At 67.7% G+C, this 14,123-nt stretch carries 13 protein-coding genes and 1 pseudogene; 11 read left to right on the forward strand and 3 right to left on the reverse strand.

What is annotated here, in order from left to right:
* Window position 1 precedes the first annotated feature (1 nt).
* On the reverse strand, window positions 2-1,051 hold the full coding sequence (locus SROS_RS04140) for an aldo/keto reductase (RefSeq protein WP_012887623.1): 1,050 nt from the start codon (window positions 1,049-1,051) through the stop codon (window positions 2-4).
* A 117-nt stretch (window positions 1,052-1,168) separates the two neighbouring features.
* On the opposite strand from SROS_RS04140, the gene SROS_RS49235 reads away from it, so the two are divergent.
* The 6 genes from SROS_RS49235 (at window position 1,169) to SROS_RS04165 (ending at window position 8,375) form a co-directional block, all read left to right on the forward strand.
* The gene (locus SROS_RS49235; RefSeq protein ID WP_148268946.1) at window positions 1,169-1,369 is read left to right on the forward strand and encodes a hypothetical protein; all 201 of its coding nucleotides are present in this window, start codon (window positions 1,169-1,171) and stop codon (window positions 1,367-1,369) included.
* A 77-nt stretch (window positions 1,370-1,446) separates the two neighbouring features.
* The gene (locus SROS_RS04145; RefSeq protein ID WP_012887624.1) at window positions 1,447-2,250 is read left to right on the forward strand and encodes an inositol monophosphatase family protein; all 804 of its coding nucleotides are present in this window, start codon (window positions 1,447-1,449) and stop codon (window positions 2,248-2,250) included.
* Window positions 2,251-2,834: 584 nt separating this feature from the next.
* Complete coding sequence (locus tag SROS_RS04150; RefSeq protein WP_012887625.1) at window positions 2,835-3,407, forward strand: RNA polymerase sigma factor; 573 nt, start codon at window positions 2,835-2,837, stop codon at window positions 3,405-3,407.
* Window positions 3,400-4,248 (forward strand): CU044_5270 family protein, encoded by an 849-nt coding sequence (locus tag SROS_RS04155; protein ID WP_012887626.1) that lies wholly within the window; start codon window positions 3,400-3,402, stop codon window positions 4,246-4,248. Before SROS_RS04150 ends, SROS_RS04155 begins: the two co-directional genes overlap by 8 nt.
* A gap of 225 nt (window positions 4,249-4,473) precedes the next feature.
* A complete protein-coding gene (locus tag SROS_RS04160; RefSeq protein WP_169369242.1) occupies window positions 4,474-7,662 on the forward strand; it encodes a S8 family serine peptidase in 3,189 nt (1,062 codons plus the stop codon).
* 251 nt (window positions 7,663-7,913) lie between these two features.
* The gene (locus SROS_RS04165; protein WP_052316869.1) at window positions 7,914-8,375 is read left to right on the forward strand and encodes a hypothetical protein; all 462 of its coding nucleotides are present in this window, start codon (window positions 7,914-7,916) and stop codon (window positions 8,373-8,375) included.
* Between the two features lie 209 nt (window positions 8,376-8,584).
* Here SROS_RS04165 and SROS_RS49240 read toward each other — a convergent pair whose 3' ends face one another.
* A complete protein-coding gene (locus SROS_RS49240; RefSeq protein ID WP_148268947.1) occupies window positions 8,585-8,944 on the reverse strand; it encodes a hypothetical protein in 360 nt (119 codons plus the stop codon).
* Between the two features lie 675 nt (window positions 8,945-9,619).
* Here SROS_RS49240 and SROS_RS04170 point away from each other — a divergent pair.
* From SROS_RS04170 to SROS_RS04185, 4 genes are all read left to right on the forward strand, one after another.
* Complete coding sequence (locus tag SROS_RS04170) at window positions 9,620-9,991, forward strand: type II toxin-antitoxin system RelE/ParE family toxin (RefSeq protein WP_012887628.1); 372 nt, start codon at window positions 9,620-9,622, stop codon at window positions 9,989-9,991.
* Window positions 9,991-10,344 carry a helix-turn-helix domain-containing protein gene (locus SROS_RS04175; protein WP_012887629.1) on the forward strand — a complete coding sequence of 118 codons (354 nt, stop codon included), beginning with the start codon at window positions 9,991-9,993 and terminating at the stop codon, window positions 10,342-10,344. The genes SROS_RS04170 and SROS_RS04175 overlap by 1 nt, the downstream gene beginning before the upstream one ends.
* Window positions 10,345-11,022: 678 nt before the next feature.
* The gene (locus tag SROS_RS04180) at window positions 11,023-11,694 is read left to right on the forward strand and encodes a hypothetical protein (RefSeq protein ID WP_012887630.1); all 672 of its coding nucleotides are present in this window, start codon (window positions 11,023-11,025) and stop codon (window positions 11,692-11,694) included.
* Between the two features lie 336 nt (window positions 11,695-12,030).
* Window positions 12,031-12,327: a hypothetical protein gene (locus tag SROS_RS04185; RefSeq protein ID WP_148268948.1), complete on the forward strand. Its 297-nt coding sequence runs from the start codon at window positions 12,031-12,033 to the stop codon at window positions 12,325-12,327.
* A 153-nt stretch (window positions 12,328-12,480) separates the two neighbouring features.
* Here SROS_RS04185 and SROS_RS04190 read toward each other — a convergent pair whose 3' ends face one another.
* Entirely contained in the window at window positions 12,481-13,026 is a 546-nt protein-coding gene (locus SROS_RS04190; protein WP_012887632.1) for a hypothetical protein, read from the reverse strand.
* Between the two features lie 257 nt (window positions 13,027-13,283).
* Here SROS_RS04190 and SROS_RS48545 point away from each other — a divergent pair.
* Window positions 13,284-14,064 (forward strand): annotated as a pseudogene (locus SROS_RS48545) (IS5 family transposase).
* Window positions 14,065-14,123 lie beyond the last annotated feature (59 nt).

Below are 14,123 nucleotides of genomic sequence, written 5' to 3' on the forward strand. Positions count from 1 at the left end.
CCTAGGCCGCAGAACGGTCCGCGAGCGGGCGGCGGCGTCGGGCGGTGTCGGCCAGCACCGGCGGGCGCCAGGCGCCATCCGGGTGGTAGGTGTTGGTCCCGGGTGGCACGATTTCGTCGATCCGGTCAAGGATCGCGTCATCGAGGGTGAGCGAGGCGCCCTTCAGCAGCGCTTCCAACTGGTTCATCGTCCGCGGCCCTATGATCACCGAGGTGACGCCAGGATGCGCCGCAGTGAAGGCCACGGCCAGATCGGGCAGCGAGCAGCCGATGCCGTCCGCGACCTCCATGAGTTGTTCAACGATGTTCAGCTTGGTGACGTTCACGGGAAGCGAGGGGTCGAAGCGTGCCGGCGTCAGCGCCGCACGACCGGTCGTGAGATCGACGGGCTGCCCTTTGCGGTACCTGCCGGTCAGAAAGCCCGAGGCCAGCGGGCTCCAGGTCAGCACACCCATTCCCAACCGCTGGCAGACCGGCAGCACGGAGGTCTCGATGCCCCGGGCCAGCAGCGAATACGGCGGCTGCTCGGTCCTGAAGCGCATCAGTCCGCGGCGCTCGGCGACGTGATATGCCTCGACGATCTCCTCGGCCGGGAATGTGGAGCAGCCGAAGGCGCGGATCTTACCCTGGTGCACGAGGTCGGTCAGTGTGGAGAGCGTCTCCTCGATATCGGTTGTGTGGTCGGGGCGATGAATCTGATAGAGGTCGATCCAGTCGGTCTGCAGGCGCTTGAGGCTCTCCTCGACCTCCTTGATGATCCAGCGTCGGGAGTTGCCGCTGCGGTTCGGGCCCTCGCCCATCCGGAAGTGCACCTTGGTGGCGAGCACGATGTCGTCACGGCGGCCGCGCAGCGCCTTTCCCACGATCTCCTCCGACTCACCCGCTGAATACATGTCCGCGGTGTCGACGAAGTTGATCCCCTGATCGAAGGCAGCGTGGATGATGCGGACACACTCGTCATGGTCGGAGTTGCCTGCAGCGCCGAACATCATGGTTCCGAGGCAGTGGGCACTTACTTCGATTCCGGTACCGCCGAGGATGCGGTAGTGCATGGTCGTGCTCCCTTAGTGGTCGTGGACAGGGGAGATCATGCGACGCACTCTAGGTTCTAGAGTCGGCTCTAAGGCAACCTCCTAGTCTGGAGGGCATGCCTGAATAGTCTGGAGGGCATGCCTGAAGTCGAACAGGATCTGAGCATCGGACAGGTCGCCGAACGCACCGGTTTGAGCGTGCATACGCTTGAAGTGGAGCGGGTGACGGGAATCGAACCCGCGCTGTCAGCTTGGGAATCACCTACTGACCTTGCTGCCCTGAGCTGGGGAAACGGGATGCAGGTCAGGGCGGGTCGAGTGACCATGAGACCCCGCTGATCCCCGTCGGTTCTGGCACGCATCTGGCACGCGATCAAGTGCGAGCTCAACGGACGTGTCCCGTCTATCCTTCGCACATGCTGATCAGAGACGAGGAAGTGGCCCTCAAGGCAGCGCAAGCCGGAGCCGCTGTCGTGGCAGCCATGTACGGCGCATCGCTGACACGCTTCCCGAAATCTGCGGGCGACTTCGCTACCGCTGCTGACATCGAAGCGGAGAACGCCATTCTTGACGTTATTCGCACCGCCCGACCAGATGATGCCGTGACAGGCGAGGAGAGCGGACGCACGGGTTCGGAAGGCGCGGAGCGCATGTGGCTGGTCGACCCCCTGTGCGGCACGCTGAACTACGCCGCGCGGAACATGCTGGTAGCGGTGAATGTCGCCCTGCGCATGGGCTCGGACATCATGGTGGCGGCCTCAGCAGATCCGTTCTCCGAGGAGGTTTTCTGGACGGACGGCGATCACGCGTACCTCCGCCACGACGGCGCGGACGAGCGACTCACACCCTCGCCCGATTCGCGGCTGGTGGATGTCAACCTCGATCCACCGTTCCCGAACGGTCCGAGCTTCCGGGCTGTGCGCCTGCTCGCCGACACAGGGTTCGTCGAGCGGTTTCGCCCCCGTGTCGTCTCCACCACCCTGGCAGTGGCCTGGGTCGCCTCCGGTCGGCGAGCCGCGTACGTCACTGACGGCCATCTGCGGGACAACGTGCACTTCGCCAGCGGGATCGCGTTGTGCCAGGCCGCCGGGTGCGTGGTGACCGGCTTACAGGGTCAACCGCTGCACACCGGTGCGGGCGGGCTTGTCGTGGCCGCCGACGGGGAGACGCACGCTGCCCTGCTGGAACTGATCGCCAACCAGCTCCCTTTTGATCGGTAGCTTGTGCGGTTTCCATCCAGTCATACCGGGAAATCTTGATCGGATCCCACTGGGGACCTGGTACGCGATCAACATCAACGCGCAGCCGGCTCTGCCGTGAGCGGGTCCCTCGGGGAGGCTCATTCACGCTCTCGCACGGCGACGAGAGTTCCATCGTGCGAGCTCCACGCCGACCTTCCCGCCAAGCCGTGGGCCTCGCGCGTGCGGGGCGGTCCGTTGACCGTGACGGCGGACGGTCCAGCCTCCGACACGGGAGAACTGCGCGGTGACGGCTTGGAGCTGTCACGTCAGGCGGACCGCTACTGGAGCTTCCCCGGGCGGGATCCTGCCCGACTCGACGGCGGAACCGGAGCCGTTCCTTTCCGGCAGGGTCGCGTCTCGCTCGACAAGCCGGCCTTCAAACGCCGCCCAGCCGCGCAGCCGGGGCAGGCGGTGCAATCGCCTTGCCCGGTCCCATGCGGCGCGTACTTTCACGGCCTCGTCTCGGGCGTAACGCACTTGAGGGAAGACGATCCTGCCTTGCGGCGAAGAACCAGTGATCGTAACCATCACCCGTAAGGCGGGCTTATGTCGGAGACAAGAACTTGATCGCCGAAGTGGGCGAACAGGTGACCGATGCCGAACTCGCCGCCCAGTGCCGGCGGGACCCTGACCTGTTCGTCATCGTGCACGACCGCTACTACCGCGACGTTTACCTGTACGTGGCCGGTCGCCTGGGCACGCAGATCGCCGAGGACATCACCGCCGAGACGTTCCTGCTGGCCTTCGACCGGCGCGACCGGTTCGACCCGGAACGCGGGAGCCTGCTGCCCTGGCTGTTCGGCATCGCCACCAACCTGATCGCCAGGCACCGGCGCAAGGAGGCACGCCACTACAGGGCGCTGGCCCGGCTGGGGCCGGAACCCGTCGTGGAAGGCCACGAGAGCCGGGTCGTCGCCTCCGTCGCCGCTGAGCGCATGCAGCCGCACCTGGCCAAGGCGCTTGCCGCCCTGTCCGGTGGCGAGCGCGACGTCCTGCTTCTCGTGGCCCTGGGCCAGCTCGGCTACGACGAGGTGGCCCAGGCGCTCGGCATCGCCATCGGCACGGTGGGCTCCAGGCTCAGCCGAGCGCGCGCGAAGATCCTCGCCCTCATCGACAAGGAGACAGTCCATGGATGACCTCGACACGCTCGCCACCTTGCTGACCAAGTCCGAGCCGTCCACCGAGGCGATCACCCGCAGCAGGAGTCGGCTCCAGGACAGGATACGAGGCCGCGCGCGGCGGCGGATCGGGTGGCTCATGCCGGGAGTCGGCCTGGCCACCGCCGCCGCGGCGGTCGTCGCCGTGATCGCCACGGGTGTGACCACGCCCGCCGTCGCACCGGTCTCGGGCAGGGAGGTCCTGCTCATGGCGGCCGCCGGTGCGGAACGTACGCCGCAAGGTTCCGGGACCTACTGGTACGTCAGATCTGAGTGGTCGGACCCGGAAATCCCGGCGATGGAGAGCTGGACTATGCGTGACGGCCGGCGCTGGACCAAGGGCGAGCCGGGCGACCCTCCCGGCGTCGCCGTACCGGCCTCGCTCTCGCTCAACCTCAAGGGGGCCGAGGTGAGCTTCGAGGACCTCGAAGGGCTGCCGACGGATCCAGAGGCGTTGAAAGCATGGATCACCGAGCGGAAGGGGCGTGCCAACGACATGAGCCGGTCCGAGCAGCGAGGCGATCCGCTCTTTCCCCTGCTCTCGCTGATCTCGGAGCTGCCGACGCCGTCGGAGGTCCGTTCCGCGGCGTTCCGGGCGCTGGCCACGACGCCGGGAGTCGAGAGCGGAGGCGCGGTCGAAGGCGGGCAGGAACTGCTGATCCCCGACCCCGACGGCGGGCGGGAGATCAAACTGGTCGTCGATCCCGAGACCGCTCGGGTGACCCGCACCAACGTCCTCCTCGCCGGCGACGGAAGCACGGCGTCGACTGATGAATTCATCTCGGTGACCACCGACTGGACGGACCAGCCTCCCCGGTAGGGGGCTGGATGACGACGGCTGAGGCTCCCACCACCCGCACGGAGACGGCGGGGCGACCCGGCCGTGTCCTGAGGGCCGCCCCCACGTCCATGAGTGGAGTTCAACCGGGGCGGCCTGGGAGGTTTCACGTCTCGCGGGCGCGTGCCCATGGCCGAACGGTCTGGCGGGCGCGTGCCCATGGCCGAACGCAGGAAGAGATCATTTCCCCTCACGCAAAGGCAGATCATGAGTTTAGGTAAGTCGTTCCTCGCCGCCGCCATGGCAGGAACGATCGTGGGCATCACACCGGCACCAGCGCCGGCGCAGACACCGCAGCCTCCCTCCCCGCCGGCGGACGGGGTGACCCTGATCACCGGTGACCGTGTCGTGGTCACCGGGCACGGGCACCGGGTGGAGCCCGGACCCGGCCGGCAGGAGGTCGGCTTCACGAGCCAGGTACGTGAGAAGCACCTGTACGTGATTCCGTCCGACGCTCAGCCCCTGGTCGCTCAGGGGGTGCTCGACCGGCGGCTGTTCGACGTCACCCAACTGCTGCAGTGGCGGTACGGGGACGCCGAGATCCGCGACATCCCGCTGATCACGCGGTCGGACGCGGGCCCGGCCCCTGCGCTCAGGGGCGCGCAGGGTACCCGGCGGCTCGCCGGCCTTGGCATGACCACGCTCCGCCTGCCCAAGAGCGACGCGGCTCGGGCGTGGAAGGAGATGACGGGCGGCGGCCGTACGCCGGCCGCGGGCACGACGAAGATCTGGCTGGACGGCCGCCGGTCCTTCAGCCTCGACCGGAGCACCGAACAGATCGGCGCCACCGAGGCGTGGAAGCAGGGGATGACCGGCGAGGGCGTCACGGTCGCCGTCCTCGACTCCGGCTACGACCCCGGCCATCCGGACCTGAAGGGCGTGGTGGCGCAGGAACGCAACTTCAGCGAGGAGCCCGACATCCGCGACAACCACGGTCACGGCACCCATGTCGCCTCGACCGTCGCGGGTAACGGCGAGAAGTACCGGGGAGTGGCTCCCGGCGCACGGCTGGCCATCGGAAAGGTGGGCGACAGGTTCGGCGCCTCCGAGTCCGCCATCCTGGCGGGCATGGAGTGGGCCTCCCTTGAGGTCAAGGCCAAGGTCGTCAACTTCAGCATGGGTGCCCCCGACCAGCCCGAGATCGACCCCGTGGAGCAGGCGGTGAACACGCTGTCGGCGGAGACGGGCACGCTGTTCGTCGTCGCCGCGGGGAACGACGGCGGGAGGCGGCCGGTGAGCAGCCCCGCCAGCGCCGACGCCGCCCTCGCGGTCGGCGCCGTCGACAGGCAGGATCGGGTGGCCGGGTTCTCCAGCACCGGCCCCCGCGTAGGCGACCACGCCGTCAAACCGGACCTCACCGCACCGGGGGTCGCCATCGTCGCGGCGGCGGCCGAGGGCACCGCCGACGGCGCTCACGTCGAGATGAGCGGCACCTCCATGGCCGCACCGCACGTGGCCGGGGCTGCGGCCATCCTCGCCCAGCGGCACCCCGGCTGGACCGGGCAGCAGCTCAAGGCCGCTCTGGTCGGCAGCGCCGCTCCCTCGTCCGGCGCCACGCCGTTCCAGCAGGGCACCGGACGGGTGGACGTGGTCCGCGCCCTGAAGCAGCAGGTCGTGGCCCAGACGGCGGGCACCTGGGCCGTCTTCCCCTGGGACGGTCCGGACGGACGCAAGAAGACCGGGACCGTCACCTACACCAACTCCGGCGACGCCCCGGTCAGCCTCGACCTGACCGTCGAGGGAGAAGTGCTCGAACTCGGCACCCGGCGGCTCGACGTGCCCGCCGGAGGACAGGCATCGGTCACGCTCAGCATCGACGCGAGCGGCAAGGCCCCCGGCGACTACGCCGGGACGATCACCGCCACCTCGGGCGACAGCGTGATCCGCACCCTGGCGGGTGCGTACGTCGAGCCCGAGTCCTACGACGTCACCATCGCCGCCATCGGCAAGCAGGGCCAACCGGTCGACCCCTGGTCGGCTGAGATCTATGACGCGAAGACGGGGGCCGTCACCGAGCCGTTCTTCCGGAACGGCATGGCCACGGTACGGCTCCCCAAGGGCGACTGGGACCTCTACACCTGGATCGCAGAGAGGATCGACGGGAAGCTGAACGTCACCGCCGCCAACTCCCCGCTGAAGGTCGATGGAGGCAGCCGCCGGCTGACGGTGGACGCACGCCAGGGCAAGGCGACCAAGGTCACACTCGACGATCCGACCGCCACGCCTCGGCGTGGTTTCGATCTCGGGATGGCCCACGGCGCATGGAATTCGTGGTCGTCGACGAACATGGACGCCAACACCGAGCTCTTCGTCGTGCCGGTTCACCGGCCAGGCCTGACCTACACGTTGAGAACCACGTGGCTGAGCAAGGACGTGTCTCCCAGTCCCTACGTCTACGACCTCGTCGACCGTCGCACCGACGGCGTTCCCGAGAATCCCGTCTACGACGCCAGGCAGAAGGATCTGGCGAAGGTCTCCGCGACCTACCGGGCCTCGGGAGTGGCGGCCTTGGGGACGCCGATGGCCGGACTACAGGTCGGGGGCTTCCTGGGCTCGTTCCTGGCACCACTGGTCGGTGACATCCCCCTGCCCGGCACGCTCATCCACTACCGGACCCCCGGGCTGACCTACGAAAGCGGACTTCAGGTCGGCACCTCCCTGACCTTCGACGGCGGCAAGCTCATGAAGCGCGGGCAGACCAGTGAAGTCTGGAACACCGCGGTCACCGGTCCGTCGTTCCTGCTGCCCGGCGGCAGCCGTACCGGCGACAAGCTGACCTTCTCCGCGGTGGGGCTGTTCACCGACGGGGGCCCGGGAAGAACGGGCTCGGACACCGCCGCCACCGGCACCGCCACCCTCGCCAGAGACGGGAAGGTGCTGGCCAAGGCCGACATCGCCGACTGCGAGGTCTACCGGAGGGAAGGGTGCGAGCTCCACGCCGACCTTCCCGCCGGGTCCGGCGCCTACACGCTGACCGCGTCGATGCGCAGGCAGGTTCCGCACTCGACACTCTCCACCGGCGTGGAGTCCGTATGGAGGTTCCGGTCCGCGACCACGGCGAAGGGGCTGCCACTGCCGCTGACGGCGGTCCGTTACAGCCCCGCCGGCCTGGATGAGTCCAATCGCGCCAAGCCGGGCAGCGTGACCCGTCTTCCCCTGTGGATCGAGCGCAACCCCGGCTCCACCGGGGCGGCGATCGAGTCGGTCCAGGTGGAGATGTCCATCGACGACGGGGCGAAGTGGCGTCGTATCCCGATCGTCCGCACCGGCTCGGGCTGGACCGCCGCGCTGCCGAACCCGCGCACGCCCGGATTCGTCTCCCTCCGCGCGGTGGTGACCGACACGGCGGGCACCGGCCTGACCCAGACGATCACTCGCGCCTACGCCGTCGGCTGACCGACGACTACGTCACGCTCCCCCGGGTCCGGTGCCCTTTCGGACCGAATCTGGGGGCAGTACTGTTCGAGACAGAGCGGCTCGGCCGGGACCCCGTCGAACTGACCGGCACCGCGCACGCCGGTCCGCCACCCCGTCACGGACCTCGCCGCCGCTCTGGCTCCATTGCCGACGGCTCCATCTACCGCGCCGACCTGCGCACCGGACGCGGCGCGATCATCATCCGCGGACCCGGCACACCGTCTCTCGGAATGAGGACCGACCCGCACGGACGGCTGTTCGTGGCGGGCGGCACGGGCGGTGACGCGTGCGTCGTCGACACCCGCACCGGCCGGGTGCTGGCCTACTACCGGCTGGCCACCGGCCCGGCGTTCGTCAACGACGTCATCCTCACCCAGGGCGCCGCGTGGTTCACCGACTCCACCAACCCGGTGCTCTACAAGCTGCCGCTGCGCGACGGACAGCTGCTGCACGGCCGGACGCTGTTCGCGGTGGAGAACGGGGTCCAGAACAAGCGCAGCGCCCTGGCCGTCCTGCGGCTGAACGCGGCGGGGACCGACGGCCGCGTCGTGCGGCGGGTGCGTGATGCCCGGTTCGACGTACCGGCGACCGTGGCCGCCTTCGGGCCCCGGTTGTACCTCCCCAACGCCCGCTTCACCACCAGCCCGACCCTCACCATCACGTACACCGCCGTCGCCATCCCCCGCCCCTGAGCGGCGGTCGAGAGCGGTGGCCAACGTCGGGCGATCATCTCGATCTCCACCCGGGCGCCCAGCGGCAGCACGGACGCCGCACGCGTCGTTGGTGATCCTCTCCGTAAGGATGGTCTGGGCGGGCGAGTGAGTCGAGCGCGCCTGCCTCGTGATGAATGTGATGTGTTTCCGAGAGGGCGAAACTCGCCGTTCGGGCCCTGAGCCGTTGCTCAGGTGGGCCAGATGCGGAGGAAGCGCAGACCGGTGCGCAATCGCCCGCCGTCACGCCGGTCAAGTATGAGGCGGTCCGGGCTCCAGCGTCCGCGAACGACGACAGCCTCGTCTCGGAAGTGACTTCGTGTGGTGAAGGAGATGCAGCCTTCGGAGAAGTCGTAGCGCGCAAGGTGGATGCCATTGAGCGGTGCCGGTGCTTCAGGGTGGAGCCATGTCGCGATGGCCTGACCTTCGGCCGGCCCCGGAGCGGGTTTCACCAGCACGTCAAGCACGACGCCGTCGGGATAGAACCGAAATACCTGTTCTCCGGCCGCGTAGATCCCGTATGGGGATGTCTGGCCTCCTCTTCGCGCCATGCCATGAGAATAGTGATCCCGGGTTGGCGGTCACTTCGAGCCATGCGCAGTCCCGGCGCTGATTCACCTGCACACCGAGGAAGAGCGGGACAAGATGATCGCCGACAGCATGGGCAGGCTCGCCGAGGAGGCTCCACGGAAGAACGAAGATCAGGAGAGACCGGGCACGGAAGATCGAAACGAGCCCTGGAAAGAACGGAAGCCAGGTCGAGGAATCATCCCTGACCTGGCTTTTCCAGCTTGGAGCGGGTGACGGGAATCGAACCCGCGCTGTCAGCTTGGGAAGTCTCTAGCGCACATGGTTGCTGAGCTGGGAAGATGCTGACCTGCGGGGGGGGCGGGTTGAGTGACCGTGACTCCCCCTGATCCCCCTCCTGGCGGGCACGCAACGGGCACGGGGTCATGCGCCAGCGTGATCGGTGAAGTCTCCACGTGCTATGACGATGGCCTACCAGGACGGCAAACCGCCACGCAGGCGAATCCCCCTGACCTCAACTCCGTACAGGCCTAGCAGACGGCGGCGGGGCCAACTATCGCCTCAGCTGGGCCAATGGCTCAGCTGAGGGCGTAGCGGCTGATCTGGGACGGCAACCAGGATCGAGGAGTGGACGCGAGGTCAGGCCTGGTGCTCATCTCTGCCGCGGGTTACCATCGAGTGCATATACTATTGATGGTATGTCTCGGTGGGAGATCGACCTGGAGCCGGAGGTGGAGTCTTGGCTGGACGGACTTTCCTTTCCGCTCTATCAGCGGGTCATGCGGAACGTAGACGACTACCTCGTCACTGGTGGCATCCCTGATGGGGATCACGTGAAGAAGCTGAAGGATGCCGAAGGTGTGCACGAGTTGCGTGTTGCTCTCGACCGCACGACCTGGCGATTGACCTTCTGGAAGCCATCCAACAGGGTGATCGTGATCCTGACGGTCTTCCGCAAGACACAGGATGGGACGCAGCCCGCCGACATCGACCGAGCGATCGCTGTCAAGAAGCGGTGTGAGGCAGAGCACGACCTAACCACTACGCACGTGTTCGAGAGGAGCGCATGATGGGTCACAGTCGTTGGGAAACCTACAAGGCGAAGCGTCTGCGCGAGATGGAAGCGGATGCGCAGCCCCACTCCGAATACGAGCAGGCGGGCCGTGACCTGGAGCTTGGAGACCAGTTGCGTGAGATCCGTAAGCGCCGAGGCTTGTCTCAGAAGGTCGTAGCGGAGCGCTCCGGGATGTCCCAGCCCGCTCTGTCTCGCATCGAGGGCGGTGGTGGCATTCCGGATATAGCGACACTGCTGCGCCTCGGTGCGGCAATGGGGGTTCGGTTCCGCGTCGAGCTCGTCGTCGATGACGACACCACTGAAATCGAGCCTCTAACGGTGCATCACCGACAGCTCACGAACGCATAAGCCGCAGGCGGCCACTTCGAGGCTCGGTCTGTAAGCTTTCGCTGCTCCTTCCGCAGTAGCGGTCTTCAGCCGCGGCAGCCTTGCTCGAGGGTTGTCGGCGCCAGGGGAAAGAGGAAAGGCCCAGCTCCAGATCACGTTCTTGAGCTGGGCTTTGTTGTTAGAGCGGGTGACGGGAATCGAACCCGCGCTGTCAGCTCGGGAATCATCTACTGACCTTGCTGCTCTGAGCTGGGAAAACAGGGGTGCAGGTCAGAGCGGGTCGAGTCCCCGTGATTCCCCGTGAGTGACCGTGGTTCCCCGCCTGTTCTGGCACGCATCTGGCACGCGATCAAGCTTCGGATGATGTGCGAACGCGCGTACTTCTCCCGCTGGACCTTCCCGTCTGCCTCGTTCCACCCCGGAGGGGCAACAGCCCGGGGACAGAGGATCAAGGCCGTCTTCGCGTGTACGTCAGCCCGTAGACATTCCTCGATCATGGTTGCGGTCCCGCGCAACTGCGAGCAGGAGATCTGGGCATGAGCCCGCCTCGCCGGAGAAGCACCCCAACCTGGCGATATACCTGAAACTCGAACGACAGCAAACGGGGGATCAAACCCTCATCAAGGGAACAATGGGGGCCGCGCACGCGTACCTTCGTGCTGACCGTTCGACATAAACACGCGCGAAGGAGCCCGTCAGGTGACCAGCACGCTGACCTTGCAAGCACTGCGGCGACTGAGGACCACCCCTGGCGGGCAGCTCGACTGCCGGATCAGCTTCTCCGACGGACCGGGAACTTCGCGGCCGGTCGCTTATGTGGAACGCGAGGTGCTGCCCGACGGCATATCCGCCTACCTCGCGGCCCGGAAGAGCGGAGCCCGCTCCTTCGTCCTGTGGGCGGACGAGCATCGCCAGGCGCGGGTCGCCACCCTGGTCACCGTCTCCACGGGCAGCGGGCGGGCACAGTTCAAGGTGCTCGGCCCGCACGGCGAACCGCTCGGTATGTTCACGCGCGACAAGGCGTTCAGCCAGGGACTGCGCACACGCTGGACGGTGAGCCGCGCAGGCAGCCCCGACGCGGTGGGATACAAGGGCCGGCTGTTCTGGTGGTGCGTGTGGTGGCTCTGCTCGCCCCTGCTGCCGCTCATCCTCGTGGCCGCCCTGTTCGGCGGCGGCGGCGACTTCCCGCGCGGCCCACGCCGCATCAAGTGGCGCTCCGGCGGACAGGTCCCGCTTGAGTTCAAGTCGTCCGGGGACACGGTACGTCTGTACGCACCGGAGCTGGACTGGCGGCTCGGAGCCGCCCTCGTGGCCCTGATCCCCTCCTTCGACAGCTGGATCGGCGACCCCTGGGACAGCAGGAAGGACTGACGGGCAGGCGGCGCGCCCGTGATGCGGCGGCGGGAGGCGCGGAGGCCGCGTGAGCAGGATCTCGGCGAAGGGCTGGCCCGGGAATCGTGCGCCGGCGGAGGGTATCCTGCACCACGGGGTGCTCGCCGCCCCCCGTGTGCATGTGTTTCGTCAGGATGTCGGCGATCTCCTCGCCGGGGTGGCGGCTGTCGAGAAGGTCGCGGATGTCCTCCCGCGTGAACACCTTCTCCCCCTTGCTGCCCGGATCGCCACACGCCGAACCTCTACACGCCGAACCTCTACACGCCACGGCCGACCCTGCGGTACGAGGTCCACGCGGGCTGGTACAAATACGGCATGAGCGAACTCGTCGGCTATCCCCCACAGCCGAACGTGCGGCCGGCCCGGCGGGTCTACAGTCGGAGGTACCGTGTGTGGGCCCACGTGCTCCTGTGGACGCCGATCGCGATCACGGTGGTCGGTGTCATCATCGGCCTGGGGCTGTTCGCGGCCGCTGATGCCGACCCGACGCACAGTTCGTCCGGGCTAGGCTATCTCGGCATCGTCGTGTGGGGCGGCCTCGCGGTCCTGTCGCCGGTCCTGCTCGGGTCGTTCATTGCCGGGCTGGTCATGCTGATCCGCGCGCGCAGCTGAGGTCGCGGCGGGACGCGGCCCGCCTCGACATGCTCCAGGCCGGTCGCCTGGACGATGTCGTGGCCACGCCGGCGGTCGACGGTCACCGTCTCGGCGGAAATACTGAACCGATACTTCACCAGCTCGAAGAGCCGATCGGTGAAGGCGGGCAGGTCATCCTGCCCTGAGGTCCGGCCGTGGCCGGCCGTTGTGACGCAGCCGGAGCCGACGCCGGGGGTGCGAGCGCAGCACCGGGTGGAGGTTCCAGCCCTGCTCCGAGGAGACGCGCAGGGCGTAACCGGCGCCGACGCCCCGGAAGTAGTGTGCGCCGAGTTCCAGGTCGCGGTAGTACTCGCGACGGTACTGGGAGGTCTCCACGCGTCGGTTCTGCTTCTCGATGCGCCGGTCCACGCGCGCTTGGTAGTACGCCGTGTCGCCCTCCCGCACCAGCGCCACCGGGGTCACGCACCAGAGCGGGACGAACGGTATCTGGCCCAATGTGGCGTCCAGCATTCGTATCGCGCCGTTCTCGGCACGCGGCACCATGTCGACGATCAGCTGGGCCACCGGCGCTACGCAGTGGAAGCAGATCGCGAGGACGACCCACACCACCCACCACAGCGGCAGGAACACCAGGGTCAGGGGGAGAAGCAGCAGCCAGCGCAGTGCCGCCGGGCGGACGGGAAGCGGCCCCCAGGTCGGGTCGTCGTAGTCATGCACGGACGGTGTCTTCCTCTCGGGTTCGCCATCGCTCGACGGTGCGCCCGTGAGCCTACGCCGAGTGCCGACCGACCCGCACGAAGCGGCGGGCCGTGCCGGCCCCGGCATCAGCGAGGGTCCGGCCGGTGTCTCTCACCATGACCGAACACCGAGATCGGAAAGGTCGAAGAACAAGGGTCGGTATGGCGGTGACGGTCCACTGGTTCAGACCGTGTCTCGTTTGGTGATCAGTCGTTAGACCGGTTGTGACGACGTTCTTGGACCGGCTGGTTCCTGATGAACTGTGGGAGTTGTTCCAGCGGGTGGTCCCCCCGTCGCGACACGGCCCCAGGGAGGCGGCCGGCGGCGAGCGGATGGCTGCCTGATTCTGGCGGCGATCGTGTTCGTGGCACCACCGGCTGCACCTGGCGGCAGCTCCCGCCGGTCTTCGGGGCCTCCTGGCAGACCGTGCACCGCCGCTTCACTGAGTGGAGCGGCGCGCGGGTGTGGGCCAAGCTGCACCGGATCTTGCTGGACGAACTCGGCTCGCGCGGGGAGTTGGACTGGGCGCGGTGTGCGATCGACTCGGTCAGCGTGCGCGCCATGAAAGGGCAGATCTGACAGGTCCGAATCCTGTAGATCGAGGCAAGAAGGGGTCGAAGATCCATATCATCACCGACCGGACCGGCCTCCCCATCTCGGTCGTGATCAGCGCCGTCAACACCCACGACAGCAAGGCGTTGGAACCGCTCGTGCGTGGCACCCCGCCGATCCGTTCCCGGCGCGGGCCACGTCGTCGCCGTCCGGCCAAGCTGCACGGCGACAAGGGGTATGACTACCCGCACCTGCGCGTGTTCCTGCGCGGACGTGGAATCGTCCCACGCATCGCCCGGCGCGGCATCGAGTCCAGCCAGCGACTCGGCCGGCACCGCTGGGTGGTCGAGCGAACGCGCCGACACTCGCCGATTACACCGCCGCTACGAACGCCGGGCCGATCACTTCGCTTCCTTCGTCGCTCTCGCAGTGGCTCTCATCTGCTACCGCAGACTCGCCAAATGAGTCACGCTCTTAGCTGCGCGTCGCGCGCGAGAACGGCCCCCAGGCCGCACGCGCAGCGT

This window comes from Streptosporangium roseum DSM 43021 (assembly GCF_000024865.1).
GTDB classification, from domain to species: domain Bacteria; phylum Actinomycetota; class Actinomycetes; order Streptosporangiales; family Streptosporangiaceae; genus Streptosporangium; species Streptosporangium roseum.